This is a genomic window from Piscinibacter sp. PDB5-1 (genome assembly GCF_056676035.1).
In genome coordinates this window covers 600,700-618,109 of the sequence record NZ_JBWVZL010000002.1, presented here as the reverse complement: position 1 = coordinate 618,109, position 17,410 = coordinate 600,700, and the positions used below count along the sequence as shown (strand labels likewise).

At 68.6% G+C, this 17,410-nt stretch carries 12 protein-coding genes and 1 tRNA gene; 7 read left to right on the top strand and 6 right to left on the bottom strand.

Features of this window, described 5'->3' with window-relative positions; translation table 11 throughout:
• Positions 1–6: 6 nt before the first annotated feature.
• Together AC1KAT_RS10175 and AC1KAT_RS10170 are read right to left on the bottom strand one after the other, a co-directional pair.
• The gene (locus tag AC1KAT_RS10175) at positions 7–5,286 is read right to left on the bottom strand and encodes an alpha-2-macroglobulin family protein (RefSeq protein WP_480325416.1); all 5,280 of its coding nucleotides are present in this window, start codon (positions 5,284–5,286) and stop codon (positions 7–9) included.
• Between the two features lie 89 nt (positions 5,287–5,375).
• Positions 5,376–6,419 carry a CDP-6-deoxy-delta-3,4-glucoseen reductase gene (locus AC1KAT_RS10170; RefSeq protein ID WP_480325414.1) on the bottom strand — a complete coding sequence of 348 codons (1,044 nt, stop codon included), beginning with the start codon at positions 6,417–6,419 and terminating at the stop codon, positions 5,376–5,378.
• Positions 6,420–6,510: 91 nt separating this feature from the next.
• Here AC1KAT_RS10170 and AC1KAT_RS10165 point away from each other — a divergent pair, with 91 nt between their 5' ends.
• The gene (locus tag AC1KAT_RS10165; protein ID WP_480325412.1) at positions 6,511–7,392 is read left to right on the top strand and encodes an SDR family oxidoreductase; all 882 of its coding nucleotides are present in this window, start codon (positions 6,511–6,513) and stop codon (positions 7,390–7,392) included.
• 19 nt (positions 7,393–7,411) lie between these two features.
• On the opposite strand, the gene AC1KAT_RS10160 is transcribed toward AC1KAT_RS10165, so the two are convergent.
• On the bottom strand, positions 7,412–8,005 hold the full coding sequence (locus tag AC1KAT_RS10160; protein ID WP_480325410.1) for a rhomboid family intramembrane serine protease: 594 nt from the start codon (positions 8,003–8,005) through the stop codon (positions 7,412–7,414).
• Between the two features lie 132 nt (positions 8,006–8,137).
• Here AC1KAT_RS10160 and AC1KAT_RS10155 point away from each other — a divergent pair.
• Positions 8,138–8,222, top strand: a tRNA-Leu gene (locus AC1KAT_RS10155).
• Positions 8,223–8,293: 71 nt separating this feature from the next.
• Here AC1KAT_RS10155 and AC1KAT_RS10150 read toward each other — a convergent pair.
• Entirely contained in the window at positions 8,294–9,166 is an 873-nt protein-coding gene (locus AC1KAT_RS10150) for a PEPxxWA-CTERM sorting domain-containing protein (RefSeq protein ID WP_480325408.1), read from the bottom strand.
• A 270-nt stretch (positions 9,167–9,436) separates the two neighbouring features.
• On the opposite strand from AC1KAT_RS10150, the gene cysM reads away from it, so the two are divergent.
• The 3 genes from cysM (at position 9,437) to AC1KAT_RS10135 (ending at position 11,198) form a co-directional block, all read left to right on the top strand.
• Positions 9,437–10,342 carry a cysteine synthase CysM gene (gene cysM, locus AC1KAT_RS10145; protein WP_480325406.1) on the top strand — a complete coding sequence of 302 codons (906 nt, stop codon included), beginning with the start codon at positions 9,437–9,439 and terminating at the stop codon, positions 10,340–10,342.
• A 74-nt stretch (positions 10,343–10,416) separates the two neighbouring features.
• Positions 10,417–10,971, top strand: a complete 555-nt coding sequence (locus tag AC1KAT_RS10140) for an NUDIX domain-containing protein (RefSeq protein WP_480325404.1) — start codon at positions 10,417–10,419, stop codon at positions 10,969–10,971.
• Positions 10,971–11,198: a sulfurtransferase TusA family protein gene (locus AC1KAT_RS10135; protein WP_480325402.1), complete on the top strand. Its 228-nt coding sequence runs from the start codon at positions 10,971–10,973 to the stop codon at positions 11,196–11,198. The genes AC1KAT_RS10140 and AC1KAT_RS10135 overlap by 1 nt, the downstream gene beginning before the upstream one ends.
• Before the next feature lie 17 nt (positions 11,199–11,215).
• Here the strand turns inward: AC1KAT_RS10135 and galU are convergent, their stop codons facing one another.
• On the bottom strand, positions 11,216–12,082 hold the full coding sequence (gene galU, locus AC1KAT_RS10130; protein ID WP_480325400.1) for a UTP--glucose-1-phosphate uridylyltransferase GalU: 867 nt from the start codon (positions 12,080–12,082) through the stop codon (positions 11,216–11,218).
• A gap of 119 nt (positions 12,083–12,201) precedes the next feature.
• On the opposite strand from galU, the gene AC1KAT_RS10125 reads away from it, so the two are divergent.
• Positions 12,202–13,179 (top strand): NAD(P)-dependent oxidoreductase, encoded by a 978-nt coding sequence (locus AC1KAT_RS10125; protein WP_480325398.1) that lies wholly within the window; start codon positions 12,202–12,204, stop codon positions 13,177–13,179.
• On the opposite strand, the gene AC1KAT_RS10120 is transcribed toward AC1KAT_RS10125, so the two are convergent.
• Entirely contained in the window at positions 13,121–15,955 is a 2,835-nt protein-coding gene (locus AC1KAT_RS10120; protein WP_480325396.1) for a valine--tRNA ligase, read from the bottom strand. The two genes, AC1KAT_RS10125 and AC1KAT_RS10120, sit on opposite strands and share 59 nt — an antisense overlap.
• A gap of 202 nt (positions 15,956–16,157) precedes the next feature.
• Between AC1KAT_RS10120 and AC1KAT_RS10115 the strand changes: the two genes are divergently transcribed.
• The gene (locus tag AC1KAT_RS10115; RefSeq protein WP_480325394.1) at positions 16,158–17,402 is read left to right on the top strand and encodes a glycosyltransferase; all 1,245 of its coding nucleotides are present in this window, start codon (positions 16,158–16,160) and stop codon (positions 17,400–17,402) included.
• Positions 17,403–17,410 lie beyond the last annotated feature (8 nt).

Sequence of the window (17,410 nt, the reverse complement as noted above, 5' to 3'; positions counted from 1 at the left end):
CCGGCCTCAGCGCCCGGGGGCCGACGGGGCCGGCGCGGTGGCCGGGGCCGATGCGACGGGCGCCACACCCGCCACCCCGCTGGCCGCCAGCGCGGGTGCCGAGGCGGCCTCGGCCGCGAGCACCGCCGAGGCGTCGTCCGCCTGACGCGGGTCGCGGATGACGATGGGCGCTTCGGTCGTGCCCACGCCGCGCAGCTCGGGCCGGTACATGTCTTCGGCAAAGGCGGGCGGCACGATGAAGCGGCCTGGTGACACCACGCGCACGAGGTAGAACACGAACAGCTCGTTCGAGTCGAGCCGCGCGGCGGCCACGAAGCGGTCGTCGCGGTACTCGGTGTGCTTGATGCGCGCGTTGGCCATGGCCTGGGCCACCGAGATGCCGTCCACCGCGAACTGGCCGGCGTCGGGCCCGTCCGACAGGTTCAGGTTCTCGACCTCGAAGCCGGCCGGGATGCGATCGACGATCAACCCGTCTTCGATGGGCTGCGCGGCACGCACGCGCAGCCGCACGATGAGCATGTCGCCCACCGACAGCGCGCCGCCGCGCCAGCGCGTGCCGTCGGCCTGGAACCACTCGCGCCGCAGCTCGATGACATCGGCGCGCGGCGCCGGGGCCTTGGTCGGGTAGCCCGCGGTCTCGACCTCGACGAACAGCGCGGCCTTGCCCTGGTTGGTGAGGCTCACGCCCTGAGCCAGGGCGGCGACCGACAGGCCTTGCTGCGCGGTCGTCTTCGAGGCCAGGGCCTGGGTGGCCTCGCCGGTCTTGAGCAGGGCGGTCCACGGCTGGTCGGCGTCGCCGCCGGCGGCGCGCGCCGCGAGGAAGAGCGACAGCCGCTCCTGCGTCGAGTAGTAGTTGCGCCCGCCGACACGGCTGGCCAGGTCGAACAGCACGTTCTCTTTGCGCGCGTGCTTGAGGTCGTGGCGCGCCATCAGCGCGTAGCTCATGGCCAGGTCGCGCGGCGCCGAGCCGTAGTCGCCGAGCCACTCGTAGCTGCTCCAGCCGCTGCTTTGCGTGGCGATGCCATAGGGGCGCTTCATCGCGTCGTCGAGCGCGACCTTGCTGCGGGCCTCGTCGCCCATCAGCTTGAGCGCGACCGACAGGTGCAGCAGCGGCAGCGGCGAACGCGCGCGGTCGCGGTACTGGTCGTGCAACTGGCGCAGCAGCGACAGCGGCGCCTTCTGGTCGCGCGCGAGCACGTAGGCCACGTGCGCCATCTCGGCGAAGCGCTGGTGGCTGTCGCGCAGCAACTGGTACTCGCGGCTGTCGTAGCGCACCAGGCCGCTGTCGGCGCTGCTCGCGGGCCGGGCCGACGCGGGCAGCGTCGGAAAGAGCGTCGGCGCGCGCTGCAGCTGCGCGAGCAGCCAGTCCTGGCCGCGCTTGTACATGTCCTCGGGCACGTTGAAGCCCTGCTGGCGCGCGTCCTGCAAGAAGCCGATCACGTAGGCCGACACCCAGGTCTCGTACGAGCCGTTGCCCCACAGCGTGAAGCCACCGTTGGCCTTTTGCATGCCGCCGAGCCGGCCAATGGCGCCTTCGATGAACTGCGTGCGCTCGTCGCGCGAACGCGGCTTCAGCCCGTAGGTCTTGGCCGCGGCCTCGTCGATGAAGAGGTGCGGGTAGGCGGCGCTGGTGGTCTGCTCAAGACAGCCGTAGGGGTAGTCGAGCAGGCCTTGCACGAGGCGGTTCACGTTCAAGGGCGGCTTGCTCGACACGCTGAGGTTGGCCGACGACGAGCCCTTGAAGTACTTGTCGAGCCAGGCCGCGTCGAGCTTGAAGCTTGCGCCCGGCTCGATGCGCGCGCGGCGCAGCTCGCGTTCGAGCGCCGCCGGCGGCTGCACCTGCAGCCACGATTCGCGGGTGATCTTGATCGGCGCGCCGCCCTTGCCGTCGTTGCTGACCTGCAGCAGCAGGCGGCCCAAGCCGTACGCGTCGGTCGCCTCGACCGGGAAGCGCAGCGTCGTGCGCTGCTGGTGCTTGAGCGTGACGCTGCGTTCACCCTCGCGCACGCGCAGCGGGTCGGCACCCGCGAGCTGGATGCGCAGCGTCTGCGCGCTGCCGCTCATGTTGGTCACGTCGAGGGCGAGCGCCGCGCTGTCGCCGGGCGAGATGAAGCGCGGCATGGCCAGTTCGGCCACCACCGGTGCGGCCGAGACCATCTGCGCATCGGCCGCGCCGAAGCGGTCGGGCGACGACACCACGGCCATCAGGCGCAGCGTGCCGTTGAAGTCAGGCAGGTCGAGCGCGATCTCGGCTTCGCCCTTGGCGTTGAGCGCGACCGGGCCGCTGAACAGATCGACCAGCTTCACCTTCTTGGGCAGGCTCTGCGTGTCGGCGCGGGTCGAGTCGCCGCCCCACTTGAGCTTGGCGGTGCCGCCGTCCATCTTTTCGATCAGCTTGCCGTACATGTCTTGCAGCTCGCTGCCCAGGCGGTGCTTGCCGAAGAAGAAGTCGAACGGGTCGGGCGTGCGGAAGTTCGTGATGTTCAAGATGCCCACGTCCACCGCCGACAGCGTGACGAGACCCGTCTTGCCTTCGAGCCCCTCGGCCTTGACCTTCACGACCACGCGCGTCTCGGGCCGCACCTTGGGTGGCGCGGTGATGGCGACCTTGAGCTTGCGCTCTTCGCGTGCCAGCGGCAGGTGGACGAGGCCCACCGCCCGCGCCGGCGTGACGCGGTCGCCCTGGCTGCCGGGGCGGAAGGCGGTGACCGCGATGTACAGGTCGTGGCGCGCCCATTGCGCATCGACCGGCACGTCGATCGTGGTGCCCTTGGGCGACACGTCGATGCGCTTGCTCCACAGCAGGCGATCGCCCTGCACGGTGACGAGGGCCGTGCCCTCGTGCGGCGGCGTGATCGTCAGCGAGGCCTTCTCACCGGCCTTCAGCGGCGCCTTGGCGAGCTTGAGCTGCACGCGGTCGGGCCGGTTGCCGATGTCGTCGGCGTCTTGCGCGCCCCAGCCTGCGTAGAAGCGGTGGCGCAGCGTGCGGCCGGTGGCCGGGTCGCGCACTTCGAGGCGGTAGCGGCCATAGCCGACCGGCAGCGCGAGCGGCGTGCGCGCCTTCAGCGCCACACCGCCGGCTTCGATCAGTTCTTCGGTTTCGGTGTAGCCCGAATGCCAGCCCTTCTGGTCGTCGAAGCGCCAGTAGTACTGGCGGTCTTCGCGCACCAGCTTGACCTCGGCGCGGTCGAGCGGGGCGAACTTGCCGTCGGTGCCGACGCGGATCAACTCGAAGCGCGCGAGCCCGTTGTCGGGTGCGACGTTGCGGTCGAACAGCGGGCGCACGGCCAGCAGCTGCTTGGCCGGCCACACCGCGCGTTCGATCGAGCGCACCACCGGACGCCCGCCCGATTCGAGCAGGCTGAAGCTGCCGCGCACGCGCAGCGGCGAGTCGGCGTCGCCCAGCGCCACGGGCAGCTCGATCTCGGCGTGGCCGTTGTCGTCGAGGCTGTCGTCGCTGACCTGTTCGTTCTTCTTGATCGCGTCGTCGTTGACATCGCCGAACAGGTAGCCGGGCCACTCGCCGGGCAGGGCCTCGGCCAGCCGCTCGGTGGCGGCGCTGACCAGCAGGCGGTTGCCCGAGGCCGGCGAACCGAAGAGGTAGTCGCCCTGCACCTCGACCACGAAGCGGTCTTGCGGCAGCAGCACGGGCTTGGGCGTCTTGAGTTCGAGCTTCATGCGCTCGGGCAGGAACTCTTCGACCTTGAAGCGCCAGCTGGTGTCGGGCTCTTTGGCGCCGGGGTCGGCGCGCAGCTCCAGCGTCCAGGTGCCGGTTTGCGCATCGGCCGGCAGCACGATGCGCTGCTGCAGGTAGCCGGGCAGCTTGTCGGCGGCGCGCCAGGTGCTGGTCTGCACCGTGCGGCCGTCGGGGCGCTTGATGACCGCCTGCACGGGGCTCGGGGCGAGCATGCGGCCGTCGGCGTCGCGTGCCAGCACCGACACGTTGAACTGCTCGCCGGGGCGGTACAGGTCGCGGCCGGCATAGGCGAAGAGCTTGTTGTTGCGCGGCAGGTGGCCGCGGATGTCGAACTCCGACAGGTCGAGCGCGGGTTCGCTGAGCACCACCACGCTCATCTCGCGGCCCTTGCGCGCGACCAGCAGCGCGGCCTTTTCGGGCACGCTGGCGAACTGGCCGTGTCCGTCGCCATTGGCCGAGGCCTTGCCGAGCGAGCGTGCGTCTTCGTCGATCAGTTCGAATTCGACCCCGCTCACCGCCTTGCCGGTGCGCAGCGAGGTCGAGAAGGCGTCGAGGCTGTCGTTGGTGTGGCGATGCATCGTCAGGCCGATGTCGCTGACGTAGAAGTAGGTGACCTGGTAGTCCTCGCGGAAGCGGCCGGGCTGGCCCATCACCGCGATGTAGACGCCGGGTTCGCCCAGCTCCTTGATGCCCTCGACCGGCAGGTGCGTGACGCGGCGGCGGTTCGGCTGGTCGGCGGTGCTGAAACGGCCCAGGTACACGCTGCGCGTGGTGGCGGCGAGCTGGTCGAGCTCCCAGCCCATCACGCGGCCTTTCAGCGAGTTGTTGGTCTCGCCGTAGCGGTCGTAGTGATCGTATTCAGCGTCTTCACCTCCGCCCGATGAAGACACGTTGCGTGAGCCGGCCACGCGCTGCAGAAAGCGCGCGAGTTCGCCGTCGTTGACCTTCAGGAACTGCACGTCCACCTCGGGCACGTTCACCGTGACGATGGGCAGGCCGCCGTTCTGGCCGGCCGGCAGCACGACGCCGCGGCTGGCGAAATAGAACGAGTGGCCCATCGACTCGCTGGTCAGGTCGCAGCTCTTGGCTTCGACCAGGGTCTTGCCATCGGCCGAACGCACGCCCTCGGGCAGTTCGATGCGGTACTTGCGCTGCGGCTGCACGCCGGGAAAGTACGCGACGCGCGGGTTCTCGCCGATCACCCAGGCGCCTTGCACCAGGTTGCCGGTGGGCGCCGACGCGCCCGAGGCCGACTTGGGGGCCTGGGCGTTGGTGGCCGCTTGTTCGACCGACCCGCCCTCACTGCCGCCTTCGATGGCGCCGAGGTCGATGACGCGCACCAGCTCGCCGAGCTTTTGCTTGCGGTCGAGCGGCTGCGAGAACTGCACCGACAGCGCCGGGCTGTCCTCGAAGAGCTTGGGGCTGCAGGCCAGCGCGGCAAAGGGCGCGGCGGCGTCGCTGCCGACCAGCAGGCCGCTGGCGGCCTCGCCGCGGTGCTGCTTGGCGTACCACCAGGCGGCGGTGCCGGTGGCGGCGATGGCGAGCACGGCCAGGCCGGCCACGACTTTCGAACGGGTCGTTGCGAACATCGGTTCACTCCCTCAGGGTTTTGGCGGTCGCGCGTGCGGTACGTTGCCGCACGTTGAATGGCCCAACGACGCCGGGTGCCGCAGGCGGCTCAGGTGCCTGGGTCTTGGTGCTTGTCGCGCTCGGACGTGAACGCGTCGGCGTAGAACTCGTCGCTCGGCAGGCCGCAACGCTCGATGAAATCGCGCTGGGCCGACTCGACCATGATCGGTGCGCCGCAGGCATACACCTGGTGGCCGGCGAGGCTGGGCAGGTCGGCGATCACGGCCTGGTGGACGAGGCCGGTGCGGCCGGTCCAGCCGTCTTCGGGCTTGGGCTCGCTCAGCACCGGCACGTAGCGCAGGTTGGGCATGGCCCGGGCGGTCTGCTGCGCCCAGTCGTCGAGGTACAGGTCGGCCTTGCTGCGGCAGCCCCAGTACAGCACCGCCGGGCGCGTGATGCCCTTGGCCTGCATGTGCTCGATGATCGACTTGATGGGCGCGAGGCCCGTGCCGCTGGCCAGCAGCACGATGGGCTTGTCGCTGTCGTCGCGCAGGAAGAAGCTGCCGAACGGGCCTTCCATGCGCAGGATGTCTTTCTCCTTCATCGCACCGAACACGTGGTCGGTGAACTTGCCGCCCGGCATGTGGCGGATGTGCAGTTCGATGGCCGGCGGCTCGCCGGTTGCCTCGGGCCCGTTGGCCATGCTGTAGCTGCGCCGGCTGCCGTCGCGCAAGATGAATTCGACGTACTGCCCCGCGCGGTAGCGCATGCCGTCGTTGGCCGGCAGTTGCAGCTTGAGCACGGCCACGTCGGGCGCGCGTCGCTCGATGCTGATCACGCGGGTGGGCATCTTGCGCACCGGTGTGTCGCCCACCGGCACCGTGCGTGCCTGAATGACCAAGTCGGTCTGCGGCGCGGCGCAGCAGGTCAGCATGAAGCCGGCGTCTTCTTCTTCGGCGCTGAGGGCCTTGGTCTGGTGCGCGCCGTGGATCACGCGGCCTTCGAGCTTCTGGCACTTGCAGGAGCCACAGGCCCCGTCCTTGCAGCCATAGGGCAGGCCCACGCCCTGGCGAATGGCGGCGGCGAGGATGGCCTCGTCTCGATCCACCTGGAAGCTCACGCCGCTGGGCTGCACGGTCACGGTGAAAGTCATTGCGGTAACCTCGAACGCTCTCTCAAGAACGGGGGGAACAGGGCCTGCCATTGTGCCCCGGTTGTCTGGCCCCCTTTTGCGTGCACACCCCATGGTTCATCGCTTCAAGAAGCCCCGGCTGCTGATCGTCGGCTGCGGCGACATCGGCCTGCGCGTCGCGCGCTTGCTGCGCACGCGCTGGCAGGTCATGGCGCTGACATCGAGCGCCGCGCGCGTGGCGGAGTTGCGCGCTGAAGGCCTCGTGCCGCTGCTGGGCAACCTCGATGAGCCGCACACGCTCGCACGCCTGGCGCGGCTGGCCGATGCGGTGCTGCACCTCGCCCCGCCGCAGGCGGCAGGGCCGCACGACCTGCGCACGCGGCACCTCGTGCAGGCGCTCGCCCGAGGCGGCGTGTCGCGCATCGTCTATGGCAGCACGACCGGGGTGTATGGCGATGCGGGCGGTGCATGCTTCGACGAAACGCGGGCCGTGCATCCGGCCACCGACCGCGCGCGCCGCCGCGTCGATGCCGAGGCGCGCCTGCGCTGGCACGGGCGCATCACGGGCGCGCGGGTGACGCTGCTGCGCATTCCGGGCATCTACGCGAGCGACCGCCCGGGCGGGCACCCGCGCGAGCGCCTGCAGCGCGGCACCCCGGTGCTGCGCGCCGAAGACGACGTGCACACCAACCACATCCACGCCGACGACCTCGCGCGTGCCTGCGTGCTGGCCCTGCACCGAGGGGCGCCGCAGCGCGTGCTGCACGTGTGCGACGACACCGAGCTGGCGATGGGCGACTACTTCGACCTCGCGGCCGACCTGTGCGGCCTGCCGCGCCCGCCGCGCATCTCGCGCGAAGAGGCGGCGTCGGTGATGACGCCGATGCAGCTGTCGTTCATGAGCGAATCACGCCGGCTGACCAACCGGCGGCTGACACACGAACTGCGCCTGAAGCTGCGCCACCCGACGGTGCGCGAAGGCCTGCTGGCCTGAGGCGGCGTGGGACGCGAGGTCAGCGGCGCCGGTTGAACGGTGGCTGGCCGCGCCAGTAGCGCAGCGTGAGAAAGCCGCCGAGCGCGCCGCCGATGTGGGCGAAGTTCGACAGGCCGTTCATGCCCGAGCTGAGCCCGATCACGAGTTCGAGCACGCCGAACACGATCGCGAAGACCTTCATCTTCATCGGGATGGGCGGGAAGAGCGGCATGATCGTGCGGTTCGGAAAGATCATCGCGCTGGCCAGCAGCAAGGCGAAGATCGCCCCCGAGAAGCCCACGAGGTGGGCCTTCCAGCCGAAGGCCAGCGTCAGCACCAGGAAGCTGAGTCCGCCGCCCAGCACGCCCATCGACAGGAAGGCCATGTAGCGCTTCGGGCCCCAGAGTTGTTCGAGTTCGGCGCCGAACATCCACAGCGCCAGCATGTTCAAAAAGAGGTGCAGCACGTCGGCATGCAGGAAGCCGTAGCTGACGATCTGCCATGGCAGGAAGCCATCGCCCAGCGGCCACAGCGCGAAGAGGCCCCGAAACCACGGCCCCAGTAGAAAGCCGACGCAGAAGATGCCGACGTTGATCAGCAAAAGAGCCTGGGTGATGGGTGGGATCGGCGGCATGCGGTCGGGTCGAGCGGTTGCGAAAAGGGCTCAAGCGTACCCGTTTGCATGGCCGCCTGGCAGCCTCGCCAAGGCCTGGGTGGGCGCCGGGTGGGGTGGCAGTCTGTGGCACACTCTCGCCCTCTGCGACCGGCCTCGGTGGCGAAATTGGTAGACGCGCGGGACTCAAAATCCCGTTCCGCAAGGAGTGTCGGTTCGATTCCGACCCGAGGCACCAACGGCTTCAGCTGCTCGCGCAGCGCCTCGACCGTTGGCCTCTTGACCCCTGCCCCGCTCGAACTTCGTTGCTCAACTCATCCGAGTTGACTTGCGCGTTTGCTCGCGCCGTTTCATCGCGCCGAGTACGCCCAGCCCACCAAGCATCAGGGCCCAGGTGTCGGGCTCGGGCACTGGCGTGACGAGGTAGCTGCGTTGGTTGCTCGCCAGCGCGAGCAGTTGGCCGGCGCCGTTGATGTCGATCACCGAGATGAACGAATGCCCGCTGCCCAACAGCGCGGCGGCGTTCAGGGTGCCGAGGTCGAAGCTTGCGGCCAAGGGGTTGATGGTGCTGAGCAGGCCGCCGTGCAGCGGGGCCACGTCGAGGCTCAGCCCGCTGCCGCCGGCACCGGTCAGGTAGTGCCGCACGCCGCCTTCGCCCTGGTCGATCCACGCGCGACCCCAGATCTGGCCGTCCTCGCTCATGCCGTCGAAGAACGACAGGTCGGTGTTCGCGTCGCCGTCACCCGTGCCGGGCAGCAAGGGGTTCGTCGCGCCGATGCCCACGGTGAGTTGCCCGCTCGCATCGACCACGAAGGCCTGCTGGCGTGCCTGCGGGTAGAGGTAGCCCCAGCCCGTGCCGCCGGCGATCTGGCCCTGGTCGTTGATGGCGCCGGCGAAGCTGTCGAACATCCAGTGGTCCCAGCTCGCGTCGCCGAGCGCCCGCATGCCGGTGACGGGGTCGTAGACGAAGGCTCGGCGGTGGTAGCCGCTGCCGTCCGGCCGAATCTCTTCAGACCAGCCGACGACTTGCCCGAGGTTGTTGAGGTCGTAGCCGCGTGCGGACTGGCCGCCGAGCGTACCGAGGTCGGTGGCGTTGTAGCTCTGCGCGTGGGCGGCGGGGGACAGGGTCAGGGCGGCGGCGTACAGCGCCACCCCCAGCGATAGGGCCGAGGCAATCTTCAAGGTTCACTCCCGTGTGTGTAGATGCCCGCTGCCTCTGTGCCTGGGCACGGCGTCTCCGCTGTCGCCGTGCCCGTGCCGTGTGGGTGGCTGGGTCGGGGCATCGTAAGGAGTTGGTGCTTGCTCTGCCTGAGCAACCTTCCCCCTCGTGTGAGTGGTTGCGAAACAGCGCTGCGAAGCGCGCAAACGCGAAGGCTCCATGCGGACGAGGTCTGGTGCCTGGCACCGGCGGGCTGCCGGGTGTCCTGAGAGAATGCGCGCCCAGGAGAAGACATGACGCCCTACAAGACCCTCGAAGACGCCATCGGGCAGACGCCGCTCGTGCGCCTGGTGCGCGTGCCCGGCGAAGACAACGAACGCCGGGGCAACGTGATCCTGGCCAAGCTGGAAGGCAACAACCCCGCGGGCTCGGTCAAAGACCGCCCGGCGATCAACATGATCCGCCGGGCCGAAGAGCGAGGCGAGATTCACCGCGGCGACACGCTGATCGAGGCGACTTCGGGCAACACGGGCATTGCGCTGGCGATGGCGGCAGCCATTCGCGGCTACCGCATGGTGCTGATCATGCCGGAGGACCTGTCCATCGAACGCGCCCAGACCATGAAGGCCTTCGGTGCCGAACTGATCCTCACCCCGCGCAGCGGCGGCATGGAATACGCCCGCGACCTGGCCGAGCAGATGCAGCGCGACGGCAAGGGCCGGGTGCTCGACCAGTTCGCCAACGCCGACAACCCGCAGGTGCACTACGAGACCACCGGCCCCGAGATCTGGGGCGACACGCAGGGCCGCATCACCCACTTCGTCAGCGCGATGGGCACCACCGGCACCATCACCGGCACCTCGCGCTACCTGAAAGAACAGAACCCGGCGGTGCGCGTGATCGGCGCTCAGCCCAGCGAGGGCTCGCGCATCCCGGGCATCCGCAAGTGGCCCGAGGCCTACATGCCCAAGATCTACGACCCGACGCATGTGGACGAACTCGTCTACGTGAGCCAGGCCGATGCGGAAGACATGGTGCGCCGACTGGCGCGCGAAGACGGGCTCTTCGCCGGCATCTCGGCCGCAGGCGCCTGCTGGGTGGCCTTGCAGATCGCCAAGCAGGTCGAGAACGCGACCATCGTGTTCGTCGTCTGCGACCGGGGCGACCGCTACCTGTCCACGGGCGTGTTTCCCGCGTGATTTGCTGCGTGATTCATCGGTGTGTTCCTTCCGCCTGACCCCTTCTGCCAGACCGTGACGAGGCCCGCGACGTGATGCAGTCATTCAACTTCTGCCCCAATTGCGCCACCCCGCTGCAGATGCTCGCGGCCGAAGAAGACGGCGGGCCGAAGACGCGCCTGCGCTGCCCGGCCTGCGACTGGACGCACTGGAACAACCCGACGCCGGTGCTCGCGGCCGTCATCGAACTGGTGGACCGCGACGGCCTGCTGCTGCTGGCGCGCAATGCCGCGTGGCCGCCCAAGATGTTCGGCCTCGTCACGGGTTTCATGGAAGCGGGCGAAACGCCCGAAGGCGGCATCGAGCGCGAGGTGAACGAAGAAACCTCGTTGACCGTCGATGCACTGAAGCTGATCGGCGTGTACGACTTCCAGCGCATGAACCAGGTGATCATTGCCTACCACGCGGTGGCGCGCGGCGAGATCGCACTGTCGCCTGAACTGGCCGAGTACAAGCTCGTGGCCCCGCGCGACGTGAAGTGCTGGCCGGCCGGCACGGGCCAGGCGCTGGCAGACTTCGTACGCTCGCGCGGCATCGAGCCGCAGTGGTTGCAACTCCCCGCCAAAGACTCGTCAGCCAAGGACCTCTGATGGACGCCCACAAGGAACTCGACACCCGTGGTCTCAACTGCCCCCTGCCGATCCTGAAGGCCAAGAAGGCCTTGAGCGAAATGCTCAGCGGCGAGGTGCTGAAGGTGCTTTCCACCGACCCGGGCTCGACGCGCGACTTCCAGGCCTTTGCGCGGCAGACGGGCAACGAACTGCTTGAACAGTCGCAAGCCGGCGACGAGTACGTGCACTACCTGCGGCGGCGCTGAGGCCGCCCCGGCAGGCGTCAGATATCCAGCGAGCGCAAGTACTCGCGGAAGCCCGGTCCCAGTTGCGGGTGCTTGAGCGCGAGTTCGACGTTGGCCTGCAGGAAGCCGTCCTTGCTGCCGCAGTCGTAGCGCTTGCCTTCGTAGCTGTAGGCGAACACCTTCTCGCGGCGCAGCAGGCCGGCAATGCCGTCGGTGAGCTGAATTTCACCGCCCACGCCGCGTTGCTGGTTGGCGATCTCGTGAAAAACCCCCGGCGTGAGGATGTAGCGACCGGCCACACCCAGGCGCGAAGGCGCGTCTTCGGGGGCCGGCTTCTCGACGATGCGGTTCACGTCCACCAGGCGGTCATTGACGGTGGTGCCCGCCACGATGCCGTAGCGGCGGGTGTGCTCGGCCGGCACCTCTTGCACGGCCAGCAACGAGACGCGCCATTCCTGGAAGGCCTCGGTCATCTGCTGCAGCACGGGCTTTTCGCCGACCATCAAGTCGTCGGCCAGCAGCACGGCGAAAGGTTCGTTGCCGACCAGACGCTGCGCGCACAACACCGCGTGGCCGAGGCCCAGCGCCTGCGCTTGGCGCACGTAGATGCACTCCATGTCGTCGGGCTTGACGCTGCGTACCACTTCGAGCAGTTCTTGCTTGCCCGCTTGTTCAAGGGCTACCTCCAGCTCGAAGGTCATGTCAAAGTGGTCTTCGATGGGGCGCTTGTGGCGGCCCGTCACGAAGATCATTTCGCGCACGCCGGCCGCATAGGCTTCTTCCACCGCGTACTGGATCAGGGGCTTGTCCACCACCGGCAGCATTTCCTTGGGCTGGGCCTTGGTGGCTGGCAAGAAGCGGGTGCCGAGACCGGCGACGGGGAAGATGGCCTTGTTGACTCGCATGTTGTCGTGCTCTCCGTGCTTTTCTCTATGGGTTTCGCTGTCAAGGTGGAGTTGAAAGCTGCCAAACATTGTGGCATGGGGCCCTTGTCGGCCCGATGTCGGAAAGCTCCCCGATTCGTATGGACTTACTGATCGTCGAACCCCTGGAAGCCGAGGTCGTGCAATGGCTGGAGGCCCGCTATTCGGTGCGCGTCGCACCCGAATTGGCGCACGATGCGCGCGAGTTCCGCGAGGCGCTGCACAACGTGCGGGCGCTCATCCTGCCGTCCAACCTGGCGGTCAGTTCACAGACGCTGCGCCATGCCCCCCACCTGCGCGCGGTGGGCCGCGTGAGCGGTGGTGCTGAAAACATCGACATCGACGCCTGCGGGCGTTTTGGCGTCGAAGTGGTGCGCAGCCTCACCGCCACGGCGCAGGCCGAGGCCGAGTTCGCCCTCAGTGCCATGTTGTCGCTGCTGCGCCGGGTGCCCGTGGTCGGCGCCGACGGCATGCGCGTGGGCCGCGAGTTGGGGTCCAGCACGGTGGGCCTGATCGGCATGCCGCCCGCGGCCAAGGCCATGGCGTCGATGCTGTCGGGCTTCGGCTCGAAGCTCGTCGGCTACGACCCGTCGTTGCACGCGAGCGATGGCCTCTGGGATCGATGGAAAGTCAAGCCGCTGGGCCTGCGCGAGTTGCTCGAAGCCGCTGATGCGGTGTGTGTGCAGCTCAGCTACTTCAGCCGCTACCAGGGCCTGCTGGGCGAGCGCCTGCTGCCCTATGTGAAGCAGAACCAGGTGCTCGTGAGCCTCACGCACTCGGGGGTGTTCGACGCCAAGATGCTGGCCGACGTGCTCAACAGCGGCCAGATGGCTGCGGCCTGGCTCGACAGCCTCGAGCCAGGCGCGCTCGACGAAGGCCGGCCCTTGCACGGTGTGGCCAACCTGCAGGTGACGCCGCGCGTGGCGAGCACCACGCGCGAATCGCGCCTGCGCAGCGCCTGGTCGGTGGCGCGGCGCATCGACGACCTGCTGGCGATCAGCACCGCCAGCCCGCGGGAGTTCAGGCCGACGGCCCCAGGCGCCCCAATTGATCTTGCAGCCGAGCCAAAGTCGCCGTGAAGTCGGCGAGGCGCTGCTTTTCCTGATCCACCACAGCGGCCGGCGCGCGCGCCACGAAGCTGTCGTTGCCGAGCTTGCCTTGCGCCTTGGCGATCTCGGCCTCGATGCGCTTGACCTCCTTGCCCAGGCGCTCGCGTTCGGCGGCCACGTCGATCTCGACACGTAGCGCCAGGCGGGCTTCGCCTTGCACCGCCACCGGCGACTGGCGCGTGGCCTCGGCGAAGGCCGCGTCGTCGGCGAACACGTTCACCTCGGACACCTTGGCCAGCGTCTTCAGCAGGGCCGACGCCTGTTCGATGAACGCAGCGTCACCGAAGGTGTTGAGCGGCACCCGCTCGGCCGGTGACAGGCCCATCTCGCCACGCAGCGCACGGCAGGTGCCGACGATGGCCTTGAGCTTGGTGACCCAGGCATCGGCCTGCGCATCGACGCGGTCCAGCTGCGCCTGCGGGTACGGGGCCGTCACGATGCCCTGCGTCGAACCCGGTGCCTTGCGGCCGGCCACCGGCGCCACCGTTTCCCACAGCTCGGCCGTGATGAAGGGCGTGACCGGGTGCATCAGGCGCAGCGTGGTTTCGAGCACGCGGATCAGCGTGCGGCGCGTGGCGCGCTGCTGGGCCTCGTCGCCGGTCTGGATCTGCACCTTGGCGATCTCGATGTACCAGTCGCAGTACTCGTCCCACACGAACTGGTAGATCGCGGTGGCGACGTTGTCGAGGCGGTATTCCTCGAAGCCCTTGGCGACCGCCGCTTCCACGCGTTGCAGCTCGCTCGTGATCCAGCGGTCGGCCGGGCTGAAGTTCAGGTAGCCGCCGGCGCCGCACGACTCGGGCGGGTGTTCGGCGAGGCCGCAGTCCTTGCCCTCGCAGTTCATCAGCACGAACTTGGTGGCGTTCCAGAGCTTGTTGCAGAAGTTGCGGTAACCCTCGCAGCGCTTGCTGTCGAAGTTGATGCTGCGGCCCAGCGTGGCCAGCGACGCGAAGGTGAAGCGCAGCGCGTCGGCACCGAAGGCCGGGATGCCCTCGGGAAACTCTTTCTCGGTGTCCTTGCGCACACGCGGCGCGGTCTCGGGCTTGCGCAGGCCGACCACGCGTTTGTCGAGCAGCGCCGGCAGCTCGATGCCGTCGATCAGGTCCACCGGGTCGAGCACGTTGCCTTCCGACTTGCTCATCTTCTTGCCTTGTGCGTCGAGCACCAGGCCGTGGATGTACACGTGCTTGAACGGCACCTTGCCGGTGAAGTGCGTCGTCATCATGATCATCCGGGCGACCCAGAAGAAGATGATGTCGAAGCCGGTGACGAGCACCGACGAGGGCAGGAAGAGGTCGAGCTCTTTGGTCGGTTCGGGCCAGCCCAGCGTCGAGAAGGGCACCAGCGCCGACGAGTACCAGGTGTCGAGCACGTCTTCGTCGCGCTTCAATTCACCGGCGTAGCCGGCCGCCGTGGCCTTCGCCCGGGCCTCGTCTTCGCTGCGTGCGACGAACAGTTCACCGTCCGTGCCGTACCAGGCCGGGATCTGGTGCCCCCACCACAGCTGGCGCGAGATGCACCAGTCCTGGATGTTCTTCATCCACTGGTTGTAGGTGTTGACCCATTGCTCGGGCACGAACTTCACCTCGCCCGAGGCCACCGCGTCGATGGCCTTCTGCGCGATCGACTTGCCATTGGCGCTGGGCTTGGTCATCGCCACGAACCACTGGTCGGTCAGCATCGGCTCGATGACCTGGCCCGTGCGGGCGCAGCGCGGCACCATCAGCTTGTGCTTCTTGACCTCGACGAGGAAGCCCTGCGCTTCGAGGTCGGCCACGATCTGCTTGCGTGCCTTGAAGCGGTCGAGGCCTTGGTAGGCCGCGGGCGCCTTGTCGTTGATCTTCGCGTCGAGCGTCAGCACGCCAATGGTTGGCAGGCCGTGGCGCTTGCCGACCTCGTGGTCGTTGTAGTCGTGGGCGGGCGTGACCTTCACGACGCCGGTGCCGAAGGCGCGGTCCACGTAGTCGTCGGCGATCACGGGGATGGTGCGGTTGCACAGCGGCAGCGAGACCTGCTTGCCGATCAGCGCGGCGTAGCGCTCGTCTTCGGGGTGCACCATCACGGCGGTGTCGCCGAGCATGGTCTCGGGCCGCGTGGTGGCGACCACCACCTCGCCCGAGCCGTCGGCCAAGGGGTAGCGGATGTGCCACAGCGAGCCGTCTTCTTCTTCGCTCTCGACTTCGAGGTCAGAGACCGCCGACATCAGCACCGGGTCCCAGTTCACGAGGCGCGTCCCGCGATAGATGAGCCCTTCGTCAAAGAGCTTCACGAAGGTGTCGGTGACGACCTTCGAGAGCTTGTCGTCCATCGTGAAGTACTCGTACTTCCAGGCCACCGAGTCGCCCATGCGGCGCATCTGGCGCGTGATGGTGTCGCCGCTTTGCTGCTTCCAGTCCCACACGCGGGCGACGAAGTTCTTGCGGCCGAGGTCCTTGCGCGACTGGCCTTGCTCTTGCAACTGGCGCTCCACCACGATCTGCGTGGCGATGCCGGCGTGGTCGGTGCCGGGCAGCCAGAGCGTGTTGTGGCCCGCCATGCGGTGGTAGCGCGTGAGCGAGTCCATGATCGTCTGGTTGAACGCATGGCCCATGTGCAGCGTGCCGGTCACATTGGGTGGCGGCAGCTGGATGCTGAACGAAGGCTTGCTCGCGTCCAGGGTCGGCTCGTAGACGCCGCTTTGCTCCCAAACAGCGCCCCAGCGGGCTTCGATGTCGGCGGGTTCGAACGACTTGGCGAGTTCGGTCATGGGGTGCAGCGTGAGGGCCGGGCGACAATGAAACGTCGCGCGCGGCGGTGGTAGCGGGGAGGGAGCGAAATTGTAGGCGCTCGATGCCCGCGCCCACCCTCACTCACGGGCCCGGCACGGCCATCGGGCTGGTCTACATTCGCCGACGCGGGTGCCTTCTCGTCTGCCGCCCCCGGCGCCGCCTTCTTGCCTTCGATCCCACATGACCGACACCGCCGACACGTCCACGACACCGCCGCCGATCGCGGGGCACTACCTGCTGGTGATCCCGATCCCGGTCTATTGCAACGGCGACGGCAAGCGCTACGTGGACCCGCTGTGGCGCAAGGACCTGGTGCGGCACCCCGACTACATCCCCGACTTCACGCTGGCCTGCCCGCGCATCGACGGGCCGTTGCCCGAGGGCCTGGTGCCGGTGGACGACCCGCGCATCAAGTTTCTCGACCTGCCCGGCCGCCACAAGCAGACGCTGGCCTTGCCGACCATGGTGGCCCGCCTGTGGCGCGAGGTCGGCCGGGCCGACGTGGTGCACTCGGCCCTGGGCGGCTGGATGCTCACCTCGCTGCAGAACATCGCCACCTTCGCCGCCAAGCTGCGCGGCAAGTACCTGCTGATCATCGTGGAGTCGTCGCCGTGGCGACTCGACCGCAGCACGCGCGCCTCGTGGCCCCAGCGCATCAAGGCGGCGCTGGCCGAGGCGGTGAACCGCTGGTGCATCAACCGCACCGACCTGGCGATCTTCACGCAGGCCGAATACAAGCAGAGCCTGCTGACGACGCGCCCCGAGCGCGGCCATGTGATCCACGCGTCGTGGATCGACGAAGGCAACATCGCCAGCGTGGCCACCGTGCAGCAGAGCTGGGCCGGCAAGCTGGCCAACCCGTCGGGCCCGCTGAAGCTGCTGTTCGCCGGCCGACTGGCCCCGGCCAAGGGCGTGCATGAACTGCTCGCGGCGCTGGACCTCGCCGAAGCCGAAGGCGTGCCGGTGCACCTGGACGTGCTGGGCAGCGGCGAGTTGCTCGACGCCTGCAAGGCAGCAGCCGCCAAGCCGCGCCGCACGACGCGGCTCACCCTGCTGGGCACCATCCCCTACGGCCCCGAGTTCTTCGCCAAGCTGCACGACTACCACGCGGTGGTGGTGCCGAGCCTGTCGGACGAGCAGCCGCGCATCGTGTACGACGCCTTCTCGCAGGGTGTGCCCGTGCTGGCCAGCAACACGCCCGGCCTGCGCGACTGCGTGCACACCAGCGCCGGGCGCCTGTTCGCGCCGGGTGATGCGCGTGCCCTGTTCGACACCTGGCGGCAGGCCGCCGCGCAACGCGATGCACTGCAGGGGCTGGGGCTGGCCGGTCTGGAGGTCGCGCGCCAGATGACCCACCGCCACATGCACGTGAAGCGCTGGCGTTTGCTGGACACCAGCCTGCGCGCCCACGGCCTGTTGCGCTAGAAGTCGGT